Origin of the sequence: Halomonas urumqiensis (assembly GCF_003028575.1) — a bacterium.
In the GTDB taxonomy this organism is placed as follows: domain Bacteria; phylum Pseudomonadota; class Gammaproteobacteria; order Pseudomonadales; family Halomonadaceae; genus Halomonas; species Halomonas urumqiensis.
In genome coordinates, this window is record NZ_PYUD01000004.1 from 1 (window position 1) to 19869 (window position 19869).

Consider the following 19869-nt stretch of genomic DNA (forward strand, 5'->3'; position numbering starts at 1 on the left):
GTGCCATCCAGCACCTGGCGGGCATGAAGGACTCCAAGGTGATCGTCGCCATCAACAAGGACGAGGAGGCACCGATCTTCCAGGTGGCGGATTACGGGTTGGTCGCTGACCTCTTCGAGGCGCTGCCTGAACTTGAAAGCAAGCTATAACTAGCTGAATTTCAAGCGCTCATACCAGCCGGCTTCGTGAGGAGTCGGCTTTTTTATTGACCAGGCTTTGGGTAGACTGCGAATCATTGACCAAGGAAACACTGCACAAATGCCTGCGCGAGCGAATTGCTGCGTTGCGCGTTGCTGGTACGCCAGCCCGGACGGAATCCTCACATATACCCCATATGCTCCGGTTCCTGTGCTCCGTGCGCCTTGCGCTTCATCTCGCTCGTCGATTTGTTCAGCGCTTCCCTTACGTAGTGGGGCAAAATCGCGGGATTGCAGGCCCCGGCGTATCCTTCGAGAAAGACTGCCAAGGCAGGGTTGAAATCGCCATCGGGCGACCGCACCTTGGTACTGAAGCTCGATGAAAGCCACTCAAGGAGATGACACAACATGGCACATACACTTCCCGAACTCCCCTATGCATACAACGCTCTCGAGCCGCACATCGATGCGACCACCATGGAGATTCACCACTCTCGTCACCACCAGACCTACGTGAACAACCTGAACGGTGCGCTGGAAGGCACGGGTCTCGAGGATGTGCCGGTTGACGAGCTGGTGGCCAATCTCGACCGTGTGCCGGAAGAGAAGCGCCAGGCGGTCATCAACAATGGTGGCGGTCATTCCAACCACTCCATGTTCTGGCAGGTGATGTCGCCCAATGGCGGCGGCGCGCCGAAAGGCAAGGTCGGTGAGGCCATCGACAGCGAGCTTGGCGGTTTCGACGACTTCAAGGATGCCTTCGTCAAGGCGGCTCTGGGTCGCTTCGGCAGCGGTTGGGCCTGGCTCTCCGTGACCCCCGAGAAGAAGCTCGTGGTCGAGAATACCCTGAATCAGGACAACCCGCTGATGCACGGCAACACCCCGGTACTGGGTCTGGATGTGTGGGAGCACGCCTACTACCTGAAGTACCAGAACAAGCGTCCCGATTATGTCGCTGCGTTCTTCAACGTGGTCGACTGGGATGAGGTCGAGCGTCGTTACCAGGCCGCTGTTGCCTGATAGCACGGTTCGACGCGTGACCCCGGAACCGCCGGGCACATAAAACGCCATGGTGCACCCATGGCGTTTTATTGTTAAATACAATGATAAAGATTATCATCCGCATGAAGCTATGAGAATCACCCGTGTTTATGGGTTGTACCCCGACCTGTGACACCATCGCTGCTCCTCATGGCTTATCCCCTGTTCCATACCACATGCGGAGAGTTGCAGTTCCATGTCCCTTCCTGATCTACATCCCATGACACGCGCCGTACGTGCAGGCCTGACCCTCTCGCTGAGCGGGAGTCTCGCGTTTGCCTCGCTGGCGCTGGCCCAGTCCCCCGAGGGACGTCAGCTCGACAAGGTCATCGTACAAGCACAGGGGCTGTCGAGTGTCAGCGAGGGAAGCCAGCAGTACCGAGTGCTCCGCGCCAGTACCGCCACAGGACTCGAGCTCACGCCACGCGAGACCCCACAGTCGTTGTCGGTGATTGCGCGCGCACAGATCGAGGACTTCAACCTCGATACCGTCAACGACGTACTCGAAAGCACGCCGGGGGTGACCGTCGAGCGTCTGGAGACCGATCGCACCTATTACACTTCACGCGGATTCGAGATATCGAACTTCCAGGTCGACGGCAATCGCGTGCCTACCCCGTACAACAACGTACACGGTGACGTGGACACCGCGATCTATGATCGCGTGGAAGTGCTGCGAGGGGCCAATGGCTTGTCGTCCGGTTCCGGCAACCCGGCCGCCACGGTCAACTTCATCCGCAAGCGGCCAACGTTCGAGCCGCAAGCGTCGGTGTCGACCAGCCTCGGTTCCTGGGATCGAAGGCGCCTTGAGGTGGATGTTGCAGGGCCGCTGGACCGGGACAACCGTGTGCGGGGTCGGCTGGTGGCCGTGGGTGCCGACGGCGACTCCCACCTCGATCGGCTGCATCGCGAGCGTAGTGTGCTGTATGGAGTCATCGAGGCCGACCCGAGCGATGCCACCCAGTTGACGATGGGGCATACCTGGCAACGTAACGACACCGACGCCAATATGTGGGGCGCGTTGCCGCTTTATGACTCGGCTGGCGTTCCCACCGATTATCCTGCGTCGACGTCGGCGGCCCCGGAGTGGTCGTACTGGGATGTCGAGACCCGCCGCAGCTTCCTGGAGCTCGATCAGTCATTGACGGATGACTGGCGCCTGAATGCCAGCGTCACCCACCTCGACATGCTCACGGACACCGAGCTTTTCTATATCAGCGGAGTGCCGGATGCGGCCAGTGGCCAGTTGGAAGCCAGTCAACTGCTGGTCAGCAAGTATGACCGTCACCTCGAGCAGTGGGTTGCCGACATTCATGCCAACGGTGAGCTTGCGCTGTTTGGACGTGATCACGAGCTGGTGGTCGGCAGCGACTGGAGCCGCACGCGTGTCCAGCAGAGCTCGCTCTACGGTGATACGCCGCAAGGCTTGCCACCTCTTGATCTGTGGGATGGCCGTTACCCACGCTCGAGCTTCGGTGCCGCGGATTTCAGCATTGGCGATGCGACCGCACGCGAGCAAGGCGTTTACTCGGCGGCCAAGCTCGATCTCGCTGACAGGGTCACCGCAGTGGTCGGCACCCGCCTGAGCTGGATCGACAACACGGGCCAGCAGTATGGCGTCTCCCAGGCAACCAAGCGGGATGCCGAGTTGACGCCCTATGCCGGTCTGGTCGTCGATGTCACGCAAGATACCTCGCTCTACGCCAGTTATACCGAAATCTTCCAGCCCCAGACCGAAACCGATGCCAACCGCCAGTTTCTCGAGCCGATACAGGGGGCGGCCCAGGAAATTGGTGTGAAGAGCGAGTGGTTCGATGGTGCTGCCGACGCGAGCCTGGCGCTGTTTCGTATCGAGCAAGATAACCTCGCCTTGCCGGGCGGCACCATTCCTGGCACTGCGGATGTGTTCTTCGTGCCGGGCCGCGGTATCCAGAGCGAGGGCATCGAGGCCACCCTTGCCGGTGAACTCGCCGATGGTTGGCAGGCCAGCCTTGGTTACACCTATCTGGAGATCGAGGATGCAGAAGGTCAACCTGCGGCGACCTACCTGCCGCGACACCTGGTGCGTGCGAGTACCAGCTACCGCTTGCCGTTCATGGAGTCCCTCAAGATCGGCGCCCGGCTGCGTTGGCAGGACGCTATCGAGCGCGAACGCACTTACGCCGACGGCAAGACGCGTCAGGATGGCTATGCCCTGGTGGATCTGATGGCGAACTACGCTATCAACGACAACCTGACTGCTTCGCTCAACGTCAACAATGTCACTGACGAAAAACACCTGACCAGCCTTAAATGGGACCAGGCCTATTTCGGTGAGACTCGCAGCGTGATGGCGAACCTGACCTGGCGCTATTGAACGCGCGCACTGTCACACCTGGGCCCGCTTCCTGGGAGGCGGGCCCAAGTGTTCGACATCAGTACGCTTGCCCAGGGGCGATGTCAGCGCTTGTGGTGAATACGTTCGGTCTGTGTCTATCCTCGGCGCAGGCTCCACATGAAATAACCACCGCCAATCAGCGATGCCACCAGGCCCGCCGGCACCTCGTCGGGGAACAGCAATTGGCGGCCCAGCCAATCGGCGAGGATCATCAGTAGCGCCCCGATCAGCGCCGCGCCGATGAGGTGCCAGTGTGCGCGTTGCAGGCCAGCCAGTCGCGCCATGTGGGGTGCCAGCAGGCCGACGAAGGACAGCGGGCCGACCACCAGGGTTGCCGCCGCGGTGAGCAGTGCCACCAGGCCGAGTAGCGCCAGCCGGGCTCGCCCGACGCGAACGCCCAGCGCGCTGGCACTGGCTGCGCCGAGGGGCAGAATGTCCAGCCAGCGACAGAACGGGATGCTGGCCAGGGCCAGCAACATGGCCAGCGCCATGACCAGCGCGGCCGATGGCAGATCGACATAATAGGTAGAGCCGGAAAGCCAGGCGAGCACCTGCTGTCCGCGCGGGTCTCCCCCGGCCAGCACGATGGCGCGCACGGCATCGAAAAGCGCAGTGATCGCGACGCCCGTCAGCAACAGCCGCTCCGGCGCCAGGCCATGGCGGTGGTTGAGCGTGATCAGCACCGCAAGGCTCGCCAGGGCGCCCAGGGTTCCGCAGGCCACCAGCGTCAGGTTGCCGGGCGCAGGTAGCAGAAAGATTGCGCCCATCAATGCCATGGCACTGCCGCCACTGATGCCGAGCAGCTCGGGGCTTGCCATGGGGTTGGCGGAAAGCCGCTGGATCATGGCGCCGGCCAGGGCCAGCATCACACCGCTCGCGCCAGCAGCGATCAGGCGCGGCAGCCGCCACTCGAGCACCTGCCAGTCGGCGCTGACATGCCAACCGTCAACCGTCTGACCGCTGAACAGCGCAAGCCCCACCGCCACCAGGAGTGCCAGCGACAGGCCTCGGATCAGACGGTGCGGGGCAGGGTGACGACTCACCACGTGGCTCTGGGCGGCGTGAGGCACGCTGGCCAGCCTCAAGCGAGGAATCAGCCACAGCAACAGCGGCGCGCCGAGTGCCGCGGTGGTAGCGCCGGTGGGCACCAGGGTCGACAGCGCGGGGCTGGCACCTTGCAGTACCAGGTCGGTGGCGGCAAGCAGCAGCGCTCCCAGCAGAGTCGACCACAGCAAGCGAGCTCCCAGTCGGCGGGCCCCCGCCAGCCGCACGATGTTGGGAGCGGCAAGCCCGATGAAGCCAATCACTCCCACCACGCTGACCACGCAGGCGGTGAGGAACACCGCCAGGCCGAGCCCCGCCAGGCGCAGGCGCTTGAGGGAAATGCCCAGGCTCTTGACGCTGGCATCATCCAGTTCCAGCACCGCCAGGGGTCGCAGTAGCCAGACCGCCATGCCGATGCCCAGCACGAGGCGAGGTGCCAGGAAGGACACGTCATGCCAGCCGTTCTGGGTGAGCGAGCCGGCGCCCCAGATCAGCAAGCCCTTGAGGGCCTCCTGATGGAACAGCAGCAGGATCACCGCCAGGGCGCCGAGATACAGATTGACCACCAGCCCCGCCAGTACCACGCGCAGTGGCGTAAAACCACCCCGCCAGGTCAGCGCGAAGACCAGCGCCACGCTGCCAGCCCCACCGGCCATCGCCACCCATTCGCGGCCCATTGCCAGCAGGCCCGGTGCCAGCAGCGTCGCTCCCAACAGGGCGAGGTTGGCACCGGAGGCCACGCCCAGTGTGGTGGGGGCGGCGAGTGGATTGCGCAGCACCTGCTGCATCACCACACCGGCCAGGGCAAGGGCCGCGCCGGCGAGCAGCGACATGGCCAGGCGCGGCCACCAGCTGTATCTCAGCAGCAGATGATCGGGGTTCCCATACAGTGGGTTGCGCAGGGCGTTCAGCGCTTCGACGAGTCCGCTGATCAGTGGGCCATCACCGAGAGCCATCAACTGATGCATGCCCAGGCCAGCCACCAGGATGGCAAGCAACAGGCAGGTCAACCCCGGCCAGGGACGAGAGGACGCCTCAGTGTGCATCCACTGTCTCCTCGAGTGCTGTCACCAGTTCCTCGGCGAAGCGCTGCGCCGAGGGCAGGGCACCGAAACTCCATACCGGCGGCAGGGTGAGTGAGGTGCCCGCCCTGACGCTTGGCTGATGCTGCCACAGCGTGCTTTCGGCAAGACGTTGCCTGACGCCGGCCGGGAATGGCTCGACCACCACCAGACGCCCCTCCTGGCGAGCCAGGGCTTCGAAACCCACCAGCGCAAAGCCCCAGGCGTTGGCATCGCCCTGCCAGGCGTTATCGATGCCAAGCTGCTCGAGTACCGCCTGATAGAGCCCGCCCGCGCCGAATACCCGCACGTGGCGCTCATCCATGAACTGCACGATGACGAGTGGCGACATCTCCTCTGGCAGGCGCCGGCGCAGGCGGGCCAGGTGGTCTTGGGTGTCGTTTATCAGCGCTTCTGCGGCGGCGTCGCGTCCGGCCAGTTCGCCAACCTCGCGAGTGAGTGTCTGCAGCCGCTGCCAGGTGTCGTCGCCGGGTTGGTAGAGCGCCATGTTGCTGACCGGGGCGATGCGTGACAAGCGAGGAGAGAGGTTGGCGAACATCGGTGAGATGAGGATGCGATCCGGCGCCAGGGCGGCAAGGCGCTCGAGGTTGGGCTGGGTTCTCAAGCCAAGGTCCGCCGTCTGTTTCGGCAGACGCGGTTCGCCGACCCAGGCATGGTAGCTGTCGACCTGTCCCGCGGCGACAGGCGGCGCACCGATCGCCACCAGGGTCTCGGCCAGCGTCCAGTCGAGCGTGGCCAGGCGCGGGGCGGCGTGGGCGGGCAGGGCAAGCAGGCTGCCCAGTATCAGCAGGAGCACCCAGCCAACCAGGCGGCGTCGCGGTATGGCGTTGGCATATTGCGCTCTCGCTGAGGTCATTCGGCTCGTTTCTGTCATTCGACGACGGCCATCGGTTGCTGGTCGGTCGGATGGGGCAGCACGCGCATTGGCAGGCCATAGATGCGTGCAAGGGTGGCCTCGTTCATCAGCTCCGTGGCACGTCCCTCGGCGATCACCCGGCCACTGCGCAGCGCCACCAGGTGGTCGCAGTAGCGTGCCGCGAGATTGATGTCATGCAGCACGATGACCACGCCCAGGCCCAGTTCCCGGCTGAGTGTTTGTACCAGCCCCATCACATCCACCTGATGGGCGATGTCGAGAGCCGCCAGCGGTTCGTCGAGCAGCAGGAACCCACTGCCCTGGGCAAGCAGCATGGCGAGCCAGACGCGCTGGCGCTCGCCACCCGACAGGGTGTCGACCAGCCGGTCGGCGAAATGCTCGGTGTGGGTCAGCGCCATGGCCCGTTCGATGGCGTCCCGGTCGTCGCGACTGTGGCGACCGATCAGCCCGCGCCAGGGATAGCGCCCGAAGGCGACCAGTTCGCGGCCAGTGAGACTCTCGGTGGCGGGCAAGTGCTGGGGCAGGTAGGCCACCCGGCGCGCCAGGGCACGTGGCTCCCAGGACGCCAGGGGCTTGCCGTCCAGATGCACCGTCCCATGGCGGGGTGGCTGCTGGCGGGCCAGTAGCTTGAGCAGTGTCGACTTGCCTGACCCGTTGTGCCCGATCAGGCCGTGAACTCGGCCCTCCTCGAAGGTGAGGTTGAGGGGGTGCAGCAGCGGGGTGCCATGGATCTCGAAGGAAGCGGCAATGGCTTCAATCATGGTAGCTCCGAATAGCGGCTCACCACGCGCTTGAGCGTGGTGGTATCAGGGTGACTCAAACGCAAGATCCGTCGCGGGAGCGCGTGGTGCCTGGGTCGCGTCGGCACGTCAGGGGGCAGTTGGCGCAGACCTCCAGTTCCGGGATCAGGTAGCGAATGCAGCACAATCGTCGTACACGCCTGGGGGGTGAAGAGACAGTTGACGAGTCGGTAGACAAGACATAGCGCACAGGGCGATACAGCGGATTGCGACGCCCGTCAGGCAGCCTGGCACTCTCCATCAGCGCGGTGGCGGAGTCGCTCACGCCGGTCGAGGCCATGGGGTGTTCCACCAGTGCGCGGCTGAAGTACTCGAAGTAGTTGCCGGCATTACTCCAGAACACCTTGGGTGACGCCCCTGATACCTTGACCAGCGCATCGACCAGCGGCACCAGGTGGCCTTCCAGCAGGGTGGCGAAACGTGAATGAGGGGCGAGTTCCGCCAGTGGGCGACCGGCATGGCGAAGGATGAATTGTTGGGTGTGCCCGTTGGGCGATGTCTCTAGGTGGAGGTCATCCAGAGCAAGCGGCAAGTCGCGCTCGAGCAGCAGATTGGATGCCAGGCCATGCGCCATCAAGCCACTGAAGTGCCATTTCGACCATAACGATGCCACCGCGCGGCGGTCGCCATTCGCATGCTGAGCGCCAACGTGTTCCAGCCGACTCGCCAGCCGTAACGGGTCGAGCAGGTCGTGGGCCGCTTCCGTGCCTGGCCCGGGGATGGCCGACACCCGAGGGGGCGCCAGGCCCTGCAGGGGGCCGATGTACAGCTGGGACAAGGCACGGGGCATAATGCTTCCAACGTCGAAATCGTTCCGAGATGATAAACAAAATACGAATCGTTATCAAATGAAGGCAATGGTATTGATTGATAATTGTTATCATTAATGGCACTGTCTGGGCGATTGCCGACCAAGTACGAGCGTTGTGTCGGCGTTTATCGCAGGAATCGCGTTCAACGCAGGAATATCAAGGAGCCCGTCAGTGGACATACGTCCAAGAAACCTCTTGTGCGTTGCCGCCCTATGGCTAGTGGTGGCGCCGCAGGCCTTTGCCGACTCGTTGTTGAACGAGGCCACGGATGCCCAGCGCGCCCAGGCGGCGTTGCAGGCACGGATCGACCAGGCCGACGCCGAAACGCGCGACATGCTGGCCGAATTGCGCCAGCTGGAAGCCGAGACCCAGCGCCTGGATGCCCGCGGCGATGCCCTGGCGCCACGTCTGGAGCGTGAAGGCGAGAAGTTGGCGCGGCGCGAGGTGGCGCTCGACACCTTGGCCGACACCCGCGAGGCCTTGCCTCGACTGGAGCGAGCCCTGGTGGCACGGCTTGATGCCTGGGTAAAGCAGGACGTGCCGTTCCTGCGTGAGGAGCGGCTGGCGCGTGCGGAAAGCCTGGACGCTAGCCTCGAGGATCTCGATATGTCGAGTGCGGATCGACTGGACCGCATACTTTCCGCCTGGCGGACCGAGCTGGATTACGGCCGTGAATTCGACGCCTGGCGGGGCTATCTGGGTGAGGGCGATGAGCGCCGCGAGGTCGATTTTCTGCGCTTGGGTCGCGTGGGGTTTTATTACCTCACCCCTGATGCCCGGCAGGGTGGGGTGTGGCGTGCCGAAGACCAGGGCTGGGTGGCGTTGGACGACAGCGCACGCGATGAGGTGCGCCATGGGTTGAGTATCGCCCGAGAACAGCGTGCGCCTGAGCTGTTGACCCTGCCGGTCTCTCGCCAGTTGGAGCGTAGTGCTTCCCGCCAAGGCGATGAGATGTCTGCCAGCGATACGGAGACGAACTCATGACACATCCATGGAGACGTTCCGACCGAGTTGTCAGGAGCCCAGGCATGAGCGGTGTCATGTTGGGCCTGGTGATGGCGGCCTTGATGCTCATGATGTCACCGGTAGAGTCCCAGGAGGAACCGCTTGCCAGCCTGCGCGCCGAGCGTGAGATGGCCGAGGCCAGGGATGCGGCGCGCCTGGCCGCATTGCTCGAGGATCGCGACACCCTGCAAGCCGCCCTCGAGCAGGCAAGGCAAGCCCACGCCGAGGCCCAGGAACGGGTGACACCACTCCTGGAGCAGCGGCAGGCCCAGGAGGCGTGGCGTGAAGAGCTCGACGAACGCCAGGCCGAACAGGGCGGGGATCTCGCCGAAGTACTCGAGACGCTGGCGCAACACAGTGGTGAGCTGCGCGACGACCTGGCGGAGAGTTGGCTCACCCTGGGGGGAAGCGAATTGCCGCCCCGCCTCGATGACATCGAGGTGCTCAGGCCCGAGCACCTCGAGACACTTGGTGATGCGTTGCTGGCCTTGACCGCCGAGACGGGACGGGTGGTTGCCTTCGAAGCGCCGGTCGCCGCCGTTGACGGACAGGTGGCCGAGCGTGAGGTGGTGCGGGTTGGCGACCTGGGGGTCTTCGCAGACGGGGCGCTGCTCGAGCGTGGGGCCGAGGAGGGCGTGCTTTCCACGGCGGCGCGTACGCCCGACAAGGTCAGTACGCTGCTCAGGGACTTCCAGGCCGGTGAAAACGAACGGCTGGTGCTCGACCCCTCAGGCGGCCAGGTGATCGACGCGTTGTCACGACAACCCAGTCTGGTCGAACGTTTTCATCAGGGCGGCGCCGTGGGCTACGTGGTGGTGGGGCTGGGCATCATCGGCCTGCTGGTGGCGCTGCTGCAGTACGCTTACCTGTTGCGGGTGAGCGTGGCGATTCGCCGTCAGCTGCGTGACCTTGACCAATTGCGCAAGGACAACCCCCTGGGCCGTGTGCTGTTGCGGTTCCAGGCCCTGGCCGACGACAGCGTGCCCGAAGCGCTGGAAGCCCGTCTCGATGAGGCGGTACTGGCCGAGTTGCCGCGGCTCGAGCGTGGCCAGCCGCTGGTCAAGCTGCTCGCCGCGGTGGCCCCGCTGCTGGGCCTTCTGGGCACCGTGACGGGCATGATCGTGACGTTCCAGGCGATCACGGTATTCGGCACCGGCGACCCCCAACTGATGGCCGGCGGGATCAGCCAGGCACTGGTGACCACCGTGCTCGGGCTGATCACCGCCGTTCCCCTGCTGTTTGCCCAGACGGCGCTGGCCGGGCGCAGCCGCCACCTGGCCGGGGTGGTGGAAGGGCAGGCCAGTGCGGCACTTGCCGAGCAACTGGAACACCGCCAGCCAGTGTCCCACCCCGCCGGGAGGCTGCACCGTGCTGCCACTCTGGCGTGAGTTCAGTCTTGCCACCAGTCTCGAAACCGGTCTTGAGCTCGGTTTCGAACTCGGTCTCGAACCCCTGGCGCGGCTGGTCGATGCCGGTGGGATCATCCTGGTGGTCATTGCCGGCGTGGCGGCGCTGCTGTTCAGTCTGGCGCTCGAGCGCGTGCTGTTCTTTCGCATCACCTACCGGCGTGCACGGCGGGCATTGCTCGAGAGGTGGGCCGCGCGCGCCGACCATATGAGCTGGAGCGCGCTGACCCTGCGCGAAGCCTGGGCACGTGAGCTGATTGCCAGGCTGCGTCGGCCACTGCCGTGGCTGAAACTTCTGGTGGCGCTATGTCCGTTGCTTGGGTTGCTAGGCACGGTGACCGGCATGATCGCCGTCTTCGATAGCCTGGCACTGAGCGACACCGGCCAGGCCCGCGCCATGGCCGATGGCGTGGCCCGCGCCACCCTGCCCACCCTGGCGGGCATGGCGGTCGCCGTGGTGGGCCTGTTGTTCACCAGCCGACTGGAACAGATCATTCGGCGCGAGGACCAGCGGCTGCATGACCGCCTGGCTCGCGCTGTGGAGGACTCCCATGCGTAGACGTCGCAGCTTGTCCACTGAAGGAGGTGACGCGGGTGAGGTCAACCTGACGCCGATGCTGGATGTCGTCTTCATCATGCTGATCTTCTTCATCGTCACGACGAGCTTCATCAAGGAGAGTGGCGTGGAAATCGATCGGCCCGAATCGAGTGCCGCCACCCCCAGGCCCGATGCTCAACTGATGGTGGCCATTACCCCGCAAGGGGCGGTGTGGGTGGATGGCAATCCGGTGGACGCTCACCGGGTCGGTGAAGAAGTCGCCGCGCTGATCAGTGACGACGGGAGTGTGGTGATCCAGGCGGATCGCGAGTCCACCACGGGGCTTTTGATCGAAGTCATGGACAGGATTCGCGAGGCCGGCGTCGAACAGGTAGCGGTGGCCGCTCAACGGAGTGCACCATGACCCGAGTGCCGGTCTCGGTATTGGCGGGTATCAGCATGGCGCTGCTGCTGTTCTGGATGCTGGCACTGCTGGTGTCTCCCCCCGAGAAGGAGTTCGAGGTGCTGGAGATGACCATGACCATGTCCAGCGCCGATATCCAGGAGGCCGTGCCGGAGCCAGAGCCGGAGACGCCGACCGAGACGACACCGCCCGCACCCCCGGAACCGACCGCCTTGCCGCCGATGCCCGAACCGGCACTTGAGGCCCAGAGTCCCATCTCATTGCCGGAACCCGAGCTGAGCGAGGAGGCCGAGCCACTGGAGCTCGATGCCGCCTTGCCCAAGTTGAGTGAACGGCAACCTGAGCCCGAGCCACAACCCGAACCACAGCCTGAACCTGAACCGGCGCCAGAGCCCGAGCCGACACCTCGACCGGACCCATCGCCTCAGCCAGAGGCGCAGAACGAGTCGCAGAGTGAAGCGCCTGCCACCAGCGCCGCACGCCAGACAGCCGATTCCGCCGAGCCGGCCAATAGCGAGCCGGTGGATGTGGGCCGTGCGGCGCCGACCAGCCAGGTACCACCCGAGTACCCTAGCAGGGCGCAACGACGTGGCCTGGAAGGTGTCGTGGAACTGGAGTTCCTGATCGAGGCCGATGGTCGTGTCGATGCATCGAGCATCCGGGTGATCTCCGCGCGACCGAGCAACGTATTCGAAGATGCCGCTCGGCAGGCCGTGGCGCGCTGGCGGTTCGAGCCGGCCAGCGGACTTCGCCGCGCCCGCCAGCGCCTGGAATTCCAGCTGAGGTAGTGCCCATGTCGTTGCATCGTCTCTTGCGCCTTCGAAGGCCGTCCCTGAGATGGCTGCCGCTTGCCGCGGCCGGCTGGCTGTGCGCGATGCCGTTGGCATGGTCTGCGCCACCGCTGCCGGCGTCTTTCATCGCCGATCTGGAGAACTTGCACAGCAAGCTCGAGGCCAGTGAGTCAGCCGGTGAGTGGAAAAGCGTGAGGGCAAAGGCACTGGCCCAGGCAGAGCGACTTGCCGGCGGCAATGCGGCCGACCGCTGGGCCCGCGCCGTCTACCTGCAACTGGCTGCCGACGCGGAGACACGAGCGGGCAACCCAGGGGCGGCGGCGGAGCATCTGCGTCTGGCTCGCGAGACACCGGGGGTGGAGGCAAAGCAGCGTGACACCTGGCAGCGCAGGGAAGCGCGCCTGCGACTCGCCGCTGGCGACGACGAGGGCGGTGCCAGCTTGCTGAGCGACTGGTTGACCCGCCATGGGGGTGAAGCCGATGACCACTGGCGACTTGCCAGGGCGCTGGCCGAAGCGGGCCGTTGGCAGGACGCCGCCTCGCGTGTCGAGCTCGCCCTGGAGAGAACCCCTGCGCCGGACGCTGCCCAGCGACGCCTGGCCATTACCGTTTGGCGCCGGTCGGGCGATGACGAAGCGGCGCTGTCGATGCTGGCGGATGGCTTGAAAGACACCCGCGACCCCGCCCGCTGGCGGGAGGCGTCCGCGCTCGCCCAGCGGCTTGGCGACACCGGCAGGGCCGCCGCCATCTGGGAAACGGCCTGGCGCCGTGGAATATTCGAAGGCGAAGAGGCTCTGCGGCGGCGGATTCATCTGCACATGGCCGGCGGTACCCCGGCGCGGGCGGCGGAAGCCCTGGCGGAGGCGCTGCAGGCGGGAACGCTCGAGGATAGCGACGCGCATCGCCGGCTACTGGCCCAGGCCTGGGAGGCCGCGCGCGAACGAGACCTCGCGCTTGCGGCCTGGGAGGCGCTGGCAACACGTACCGACGCCGGAGAGGATTGGCTGCGGCTGGGGCAATTGGCCCACGCCTGGGGCAGGGAAGCAGTGGCCGAACGGGCGCTTACGCGGGCCGATGCGCTGGGTCAGGACGCAGCAGAGCGCTGGCTCGAGGCGCTGGTGTCGGCCTCGAGCGACTAGTCCGTCATCACAACGCCAGTTCGGTCCACACCGGCGCGTGATCGGAGGGCTTCTCCATGCCCCTCAGTGCATAGTCGATGCCGGCATCCACCACCTTCTCCGCAAGCGGTGCGGTGACCAGGATGTAGTCAATGCGCAGGCCGCGCTTGGGGTCGCGCTCGAAGCCCCTCGAGCGGTAATCGAACCAGCTGAAGCGGTCGGACGTTTCGGGATGGTGTATCCGGTAGCTGTCGATCAGCCCCCAGGCCTTGATGCCGGCGAGCCATTCACGCTCCACCGGCTGAAAACTGGTCTTGCCTTCGCGCAGCCAGCGTCTGCGATTGTCCTCGCCGATGCCGATGTCGATATCTTCGGGGGAAATGTTGAAATCACCCATCACCGCAAGCGCTTCGTCAGGCCGCTGGTCTTCTACCAGCAAGCGCTTGAGCTGCTGGTAGAACGCCCGCTTGTGGGGGAACTTCAGGGGGTGTTCGATATTCTCGCCCTGGGGGAAATAGCCGTTCCAGACCGTCAGCGGCTCGCCACCCGCTGGGCGCAGACGTGCCCCGATCATGCGCCGTTGAGCGTTTTCGTCATCGTCGGGAAAACCGTGGTACACCGCTTCTGGCTCACCGCACTGCGCGGTATCGATCATCAGCGCCACCCCGTAGTGACCCTTCTGACCGTGGAAATGCACTTGGTAGCCAAGTGCCTCCAGCGCGTCGCGGGGGAACTCGCTGTCCTGTACCTTGGTCTCCTGCAGCCCGATCACCGCCGGGCGGTGTGCCGCGACGAGCGCTTCGAGTTGATGCGGGCGGGCGCGCACCCCATTGATGTTGAACGACACCAGACGCATCACTTGGGCTCTCCGTCATGGTGGTTGTCGCCATTTCCGGCATCGGGCCGCTGCTCTGGGTGGATGGCGATCGGCTGGCCTGACGCCTGACGGGCGATCTTGCGGGCCGCCTGCAGCTTGCGCTGCTGGCGCTTCTTCTGGGTGTAGCGGGTCGACGAGGTCACCTGATCGGGGTTCTCGTGACGCCACTTCTTGTAGTCCTTGCGCCGGCCGGTGCGAATGGTCACCTTGTCGGCCAGCGAACGGGTCTTCTTGCGGCGTGTCATCAGGCATGACTCCTTGCGTGTCTGACGAGCATTCTATCAGCCTCGTGCGCCGCTTCGACAGCCATCTGCCCCGTGGCATGTGCATCAAGCGCGCCCTTCGGCGTCGAGGCTGGTACAATCATCGATCTTGTCATGCACCCTATTCACTGAAACGGACTAGACAGCAAGCCTATGAGCGAGTCGGAACAGATCAACGCACCGGCACAGGATCGCAAGCCCAAGCGTCGTCGTCGCAAGCCGCGTCGTCGCCAGTCTTCCGGCTGGGACCTGCGCCAGTTTCAGGTGCCTGCGGTGGCAGGCAAGTGGCGGTTTCATGATTTCGACCTGCCGCTGCCGCTGATGCGGGCGATCCACGCCCTGGGTTTCGAGTATTGCACGCCGATTCAGGCCGAGGCGCTGGCCCAGACCCTGCTGGGTGGCGACGTGGTCGGCAAGGCCCAGACCGGCACCGGCAAGACGGCGGCCTTTCTGATCTCGATCATGGCCTACTTCCTCGAGGAAGAGGTGCCCAATGGCCAGAAGGTCGGTGCCCCCAGGGCGCTGATCATCGCGCCGACGCGCGAGCTGGCGCTGCAGATCGAGAAGGACGCCAAGGCATTGGCTCGCTTCACCGATCTCAAGGTGGCAAGCGTGGTCGGCGGCATGGATTACCAGAAGCAGCGCGACGCCCTGGCCGGCAACCTCGATATTCTGGTGGCTACGCCTGGGCGCCTGCTGGATTTCCACCAGAAGCGTGACGTCGACCTGACCCAGGTCGAGGTGCTGGTGCTCGACGAAGCCGACCGCATGCTGTCGATGGGCTTCATCCCCGACGTCAAGCGCATCATTCGGCATACGCCCAAGAAGGAAGAGCGTCAGACCTTCCTGTTCTCGGCCACCTTCACGGAAGACATCCTCAACCTGGCGAGCCAGTGGACCCATGAGCCGGCGCATGTCGAGATCGAGGTGACGGTGGAGAATGCCGCCGATATCGATCAGCGCGTCTACCTGGTAGGCGATGACGAGAAACAGCGGCTACTGGTCAATCTGCTCAAGCAGGAGAGCTTCGATCGCGTGATGGTATTCGGCAACCGTCGCGATCTGGTGCGCAAGCTCGACGAGTTGCTCAAGAAGGCCGGCATCAACGCCGCCATGCTGTCCGGTGACGTGCCCCAGAACCAGCGCATCAAGACCCTCGAACAGTTCCGCGAGGGCGATATACAGGTGCTGGTCGCCACCGATGTGGCGGGGCGTGGCATCCATATCGAGGATGTCAGTCACGTGATCAACTACACCCTGCCGGAAGACCCGGAAGACTACGTGCATCGTATCGGGCGTACCGGCCGTGCCGGCGCCAAGGGTGTGTCGATCAGCTTCGTGGGTGAGGAAGACGCCTTCTCCCTGCCCGAGATCGAGCGCTACATCAACGATTCGTTGCCCTGCGTGCATCCGCCGGAAGGGTTGTTGTAACAAGGCTGTTTGTAAGACGGGCTGCCGTAAGAGGCAAGAGCGGCGCCGGGGACAGGTCGGAGCGGAGGTCATTCTTCATGGATGAAGAATGTAGCGCCCAGGGAAGGGTTTACAGCGCCTCCGCGAAGGCTTGTCGCCGGGAAAGCCGCGTTTCTCGCGTGGTCCACCCAATGATACAGGCGCCAGCATGCTCGACGAGGCCCTGAAGGGCGAGATACAGACCGCGTATCGCCGTGTGCTCGAGAGCCTCGAGTTGACGCCGCGCTACGGGCAACGGCTGATGATCGCCGAGATCGCCCGCACCCTGGCGGGCATCGAGAGCGACGATAGCGGCAAGCGGACCAGTGACGAGCATGTCTGCGTGCTGGAGGCCGGCACCGGCACCGGCAAGACCCTGGCCTACCTGCTGGCGGCGTTGCCGGTGGCGCGCGCACGCGGCAAGCGTCTGGTGATTGCTACCGCAACGGTGGCCTTGCAGGAGCAGGTGCTGCATCAGGACCTGCCGTCTCTGAAGACCCATAGCGGTATCGACTTCGACTACGCCCTGGCCAAGGGGCGTGGGCGCTATGTGTGTGTGGCGCGGCTCGACCAGGCCCTGGAAGGCACCGAAGAGAACCCCACCCTGTCGCTGTTCGAGCAGTCGCTGGCCAGTGGTGGCGACGATTTCCAGGCGCTCGTCCAGTCGCTGGGCGATGCCTATGGCAACGGCCGTTGGGAGGGCGATCGCGACAGCTGGCCCGAGGCCATCGACGACGCTGACTGGCGGCGGCTGACCGTCGATCATCGCCAGTGCACCAACCGTCGCTGTGGCCACTTTGGTGCCTGTGCCTTCTTCCGTTCACGCCGACATCTCGACAGCGCCGACGTGATCGTCGCCAATCATGACCTGGTACTGTCCGACCTGGCGCTGGGAGGAGGGGTGGTGCTGCCGGCTCCCGGCGATTGCATCTACGTGTTCGATGAAGGCCATCACCTACCCGACAAGGCGCTCAACCACTTTACCCATCGTTTCGCGGTGGGCGGCGGTTTGCGCTGGTTGCGCACGCTAAAGAAGTCGCTGACCGAGCTCAACCAGGCCCTGGCCGTGCAGCCCACGCTTGCTCGCCTGCTGGGTGGCTTGCCGCCGCTGATCGATGCGCTGGAGCCTAAACTTGGCGAGGTTTTCGCCCTGGGCCACCAACTGGCCGAACGCCCCCAGGGGTTGGGTGACGCCGAGGACACCCACCAGCAGCGCTTCGAGATGGGCCGGGCCCCCGAACCACTTCGCGAGCAGGCGCGGGAACTGCTGGTGATGTTCGCCGAACTCTCGCGCACCCTCGAGACCATGGCCGACATCCTGCGCGAGAGCCTGGACCCCGACAAGCACACCGGCCTTCCTCGCGAACAGGCCGAGGCGTGGTTACCGCTGTTGGCCCTGCTGCATGGTCGGGCGCTGGAGGCCCATGCCCTGTGGCAGGCGTTCACCGAGCAGGATGACCCCGGCGAGCCGCCGCGGGCACGCTGGCTTGCGCTCGAGCGTTTCGGCAGCGAACCCGAACTGACCTTTTCGGCAAGCCCGGTATCGGCGGCCCATACCCTGGCGAAGACGTTGTGGGGCAGTTGCCACGGTGCGGTGGTCACTTCGGCGACGCTGACGGCACTGGGTCGCTTCGAGCGTCTGCAAGAGCGGGCGGGGTTGGCCAACCGCTACCGCTATCAGCGCCTGCCGAGCCCCTTCGATTATTCGCGGGCGGTACTCAGTGTGCCGCGCGAGGCGGTGGACCCCAGCGACCGCGAAGGCCATGAGCGAGCCATCGTCGATTTCGTCACCGCCCTTGGTGAACAGGAAGCGGTGCTGATGCTATTTTCGTCGCGGGCTCAGCTACGTGCCGTGGAAAAGGCCTTGCCCGGCAAGCTGGCCGAAAGGGTGCTGGCGCAGGATCGCTTGCCCAAGCGTGAATTGATCACCCGGCATCGTGAACGGATAGATGCCGGCAAGGGCAGCATCATCTTCGGACTGGCGAGTTTTGCCGAAGGCATCGACCTGCCCGGTGACTACCTCACCCATGTAGTGATCACCCGACTGCCATTCGCCGTGCCCGATGACCCGGTGGGTGCCACCCTGGCCGAGTGGATCGAGAGCCGCGGCGGCAACCCCTTCATGCGCATCAGCGTGCCGGATGCCTCGATCAAGCTGGTGCAGGCGTGTGGCAGGTTGATCCGCAAGGAGGCCGACAGTGGCCGCATTACCTTACTCGACCGGCGTGTACTGACTCGCCGCTACGGGCGGGCGTTGCTGGATGCCTTGCCGCCTTTCGTGCGTGAGATCGATGGGGTGAGCAGTGAGGCGTGAGCGCATAGCCTGTCGCCGGTAAGCCGCGGATGATGAGTGAGGCGAGCGTAGTTGCAAATTGGCAGGCCCACCGGACGGTGGGCCTGCTGCGTTTCCGGTCTGGGCCACTACGAGGCTTGGTGTCTTGAGGATTAGTGTCTCGGGGACTAGTGTCAGGCGGCGATGCGCTTGGCCAGTGCCGCGGACAGCTTCTCGTTCATCTGCTTGAGCGCCTGGTCGGTGGTGTCCCAGTCGATGCAGGCGTCGGTGACCGAGACCCCATATTGCAGCTGCGAGAGATCTTCCGGCAATTTCTGGTTGCCCCAGCCGATATTGGACTCGACCATCAGGCCGATGATCGAACGGTTGCCTTCGAGAATCTGGTTGGTGACGTTCTCCAGCACCAGCGGTTGCAATGCGGCGTCCTTGTTGGAGTTGGCGTGTGAGCAGTCGATCATGATGTTGGGCGTCACGCCGGCTTTCTTGAGTTCCTGCTCGGCCAGGGCCACGCTGACACTATCGTAGTTGGGCTTGCCATTGCCGCCACGCAGCACCACATGCCCATAAGCGTTGCCACGGGTGCGAATGATCGCCACCTTGCCTGCCGCGTCGATGCCGAGGAAGTTGTGCGGATGCGAAACCGATTGCAGTGCATTGACCGCCACGTCGAGGCTGCCGTCGGTGCCATTCTTGAAGCCCACCGGGCACGACAGCCCGGACGACATCTCGCGGTGCGTCTGTGATTCGGTGGTGCGCGCGCCGATTGCCGACCAGCTGATGCAGTCCTGCAGGTACTGAGGAGAAATCGGATCGAGGGCTTCCGTCGCCAGTGGCAAGCCAAGCTCGGCGAGTTCCACGAGCAGGCGTCGGGCGATGTGCAGGCCTTCCTCGATCTCGAACGAACCGTTGAGGTGGGGGTCGTTGATCAGTCCCTTCCAGCCCACCGTGGTGCGGGGTTTTTCGAAGTAGACGCGCATCACGATGTACAGGCTGTCCTTGACGTCGTCGGCCAGTCGACGCAGCCGACGCGCATAATCGAGTGCCGCATCCACGTCATGGATGGAGCAGGGGCCTACCACCATCAGCAGGCGTGGATCCTTGCCATCGAGAATGCGCTGTATCGTCTCGCGACCTTCGATCACCGTCTTCTCCGCTGTTTCGGTCAGCGGAATTTCCTTTTTCAGTGCCTCGGGTGAGATCAGGACATCCTGGGCGAGGACGTTGAGGTTGTGGACCTGCTGCTCTGACATTGTGCTACCTGTATCGTGTTTGCGCTGGTGACGAGAATTGTGGCCCCTACTATCGCTCGCCAGCCGACAAGAAATCAATCTTGTCAGGAACCTTGAGAGGGTCTGCCTGTCCCACCGCGGTCGCGCCGGATTGGCGTCGGTCGATGGGCCGGCTCTTGATGGTTGGGCAATAAACGGGAACACTTGAGCACTTCGGCTTTAGCCTTCGACTTTCATCTGCCCCAGGGCATCGGGTTGACGTAATGTTATCTTCCTTCAAGACGCACGCTTCTTTCGTCCACTCGC

General features: G+C 64.4%; 17 protein-coding genes and 1 pseudogene. 11 read left to right on the forward strand and 7 right to left on the reverse strand.

Features of this window, described 5'->3' with window-relative positions:
* The 3 genes and pseudogenes from C6V82_RS12165 to C6V82_RS12180 all read left to right on the forward strand — a co-directional run.
* Nucleotides 1-149: pseudogene (locus tag C6V82_RS12165) on the forward strand (electron transfer flavoprotein subunit alpha/FixB family protein); the annotation flags it as partial.
* Between the two features lie 396 nt (nt 150-545).
* Nucleotides 546-1157 (forward strand): superoxide dismutase, encoded by a 612-nt coding sequence (locus C6V82_RS12175; RefSeq protein WP_102586469.1) that lies wholly within the window; start codon nt 546-548, stop codon nt 1155-1157.
* Between the two features lie 241 nt (nt 1158-1398).
* Entirely contained in the window at nt 1399-3534 is a 2136-nt protein-coding gene (locus C6V82_RS12180) for a TonB-dependent siderophore receptor (RefSeq protein WP_102586484.1), read from the forward strand.
* A gap of 116 nt (nt 3535-3650) precedes the next feature.
* On the opposite strand, the gene fhuB is transcribed toward C6V82_RS12180, so the two are convergent.
* From fhuB to fhuF, 4 genes are read right to left on the reverse strand one after another with little or no spacing between them, the layout of a single operon-like run.
* The gene (gene fhuB, locus C6V82_RS12185; protein WP_102586468.1) at nt 3651-5645 is read right to left on the reverse strand and encodes a Fe(3+)-hydroxamate ABC transporter permease FhuB; all 1995 of its coding nucleotides are present in this window, start codon (nt 5643-5645) and stop codon (nt 3651-3653) included.
* The gene (locus C6V82_RS12190; RefSeq protein ID WP_102586467.1) at nt 5635-6537 is read right to left on the reverse strand and encodes an iron-siderophore ABC transporter substrate-binding protein; all 903 of its coding nucleotides are present in this window, start codon (nt 6535-6537) and stop codon (nt 5635-5637) included. The genes fhuB and C6V82_RS12190 overlap by 11 nt, the downstream gene beginning before the upstream one ends.
* A 14-nt stretch (nt 6538-6551) precedes the next feature.
* Complete coding sequence (locus C6V82_RS12195) at nt 6552-7319, reverse strand: ABC transporter ATP-binding protein (RefSeq protein WP_102586466.1); 768 nt, start codon at nt 7317-7319, stop codon at nt 6552-6554.
* Nucleotides 7320-7374: 55 nt separating this feature from the next.
* The gene (gene fhuF / locus C6V82_RS12200) at nt 7375-8148 is read right to left on the reverse strand and encodes a siderophore-iron reductase FhuF (RefSeq protein ID WP_102586465.1); all 774 of its coding nucleotides are present in this window, start codon (nt 8146-8148) and stop codon (nt 7375-7377) included.
* A 193-nt stretch (nt 8149-8341) separates the two neighbouring features.
* Between fhuF and C6V82_RS12205 the strand changes: the two genes are divergently transcribed.
* The 6 genes from C6V82_RS12205 (at nt 8342) to C6V82_RS12230 (ending at nt 13473) form a co-directional block, all read left to right on the forward strand.
* The gene (locus tag C6V82_RS12205) at nt 8342-9154 is read left to right on the forward strand and encodes a DUF3450 domain-containing protein (protein WP_180978195.1); all 813 of its coding nucleotides are present in this window, start codon (nt 8342-8344) and stop codon (nt 9152-9154) included.
* Nucleotides 9155-9198: 44 nt separating this feature from the next.
* Complete coding sequence (locus C6V82_RS12210) at nt 9199-10563, forward strand: MotA/TolQ/ExbB proton channel family protein (RefSeq protein ID WP_102586464.1); 1365 nt, start codon at nt 9199-9201, stop codon at nt 10561-10563.
* Nucleotides 10564-10627: 64 nt separating this feature from the next.
* Complete coding sequence (locus C6V82_RS12215) at nt 10628-11140, forward strand: MotA/TolQ/ExbB proton channel family protein (protein WP_180978196.1); 513 nt, start codon at nt 10628-10630, stop codon at nt 11138-11140.
* Complete coding sequence (locus C6V82_RS12220; protein WP_102586463.1) at nt 11133-11543, forward strand: ExbD/TolR family protein; 411 nt, start codon at nt 11133-11135, stop codon at nt 11541-11543. Before C6V82_RS12215 ends, C6V82_RS12220 begins: the two co-directional genes overlap by 8 nt.
* On the forward strand, nt 11540-12331 hold the full coding sequence (locus C6V82_RS12225; protein WP_102586462.1) for an energy transducer TonB: 792 nt from the start codon (nt 11540-11542) through the stop codon (nt 12329-12331). The genes C6V82_RS12220 and C6V82_RS12225 overlap by 4 nt, the downstream gene beginning before the upstream one ends.
* Nucleotides 12332-12336: 5 nt before the next feature.
* Nucleotides 12337-13473: a tetratricopeptide repeat protein gene (locus C6V82_RS12230; RefSeq protein WP_180978194.1), complete on the forward strand. Its 1137-nt coding sequence runs from the start codon at nt 12337-12339 to the stop codon at nt 13471-13473.
* Between the two features lie 7 nt (nt 13474-13480).
* Here C6V82_RS12230 and xthA read toward each other — a convergent pair whose 3' ends face one another.
* Nucleotides 13481-14308: an exodeoxyribonuclease III gene (xthA, locus tag C6V82_RS12235; protein WP_102586461.1), complete on the reverse strand. Its 828-nt coding sequence runs from the start codon at nt 14306-14308 to the stop codon at nt 13481-13483.
* Nucleotides 14308-14574: a hypothetical protein gene (locus C6V82_RS12240; RefSeq protein WP_102586460.1), complete on the reverse strand. Its 267-nt coding sequence runs from the start codon at nt 14572-14574 to the stop codon at nt 14308-14310. Before C6V82_RS12240 ends, xthA begins: the two co-directional genes overlap by 1 nt.
* A gap of 171 nt (nt 14575-14745) precedes the next feature.
* Between C6V82_RS12240 and rhlB the strand changes: the two genes are divergently transcribed.
* Both rhlB and dinG read left to right on the forward strand, forming a co-directional pair.
* A complete protein-coding gene (rhlB, locus tag C6V82_RS12245) occupies nt 14746-16023 on the forward strand; it encodes an ATP-dependent RNA helicase RhlB (RefSeq protein ID WP_102586459.1) in 1278 nt (425 codons plus the stop codon).
* A 187-nt stretch (nt 16024-16210) separates the two neighbouring features.
* The gene (gene dinG, locus C6V82_RS12250; protein ID WP_102586458.1) at nt 16211-18355 is read left to right on the forward strand and encodes an ATP-dependent DNA helicase DinG; all 2145 of its coding nucleotides are present in this window, start codon (nt 16211-16213) and stop codon (nt 18353-18355) included.
* Nucleotides 18356-18507: 152 nt separating this feature from the next.
* Here dinG and C6V82_RS12255 read toward each other — a convergent pair whose 3' ends face one another.
* Complete coding sequence (locus C6V82_RS12255; RefSeq protein WP_102586457.1) at nt 18508-19584, reverse strand: 3-deoxy-7-phosphoheptulonate synthase; 1077 nt, start codon at nt 19582-19584, stop codon at nt 18508-18510.
* Between the last annotated feature and the right edge of the window lie 285 nt (nt 19585-19869).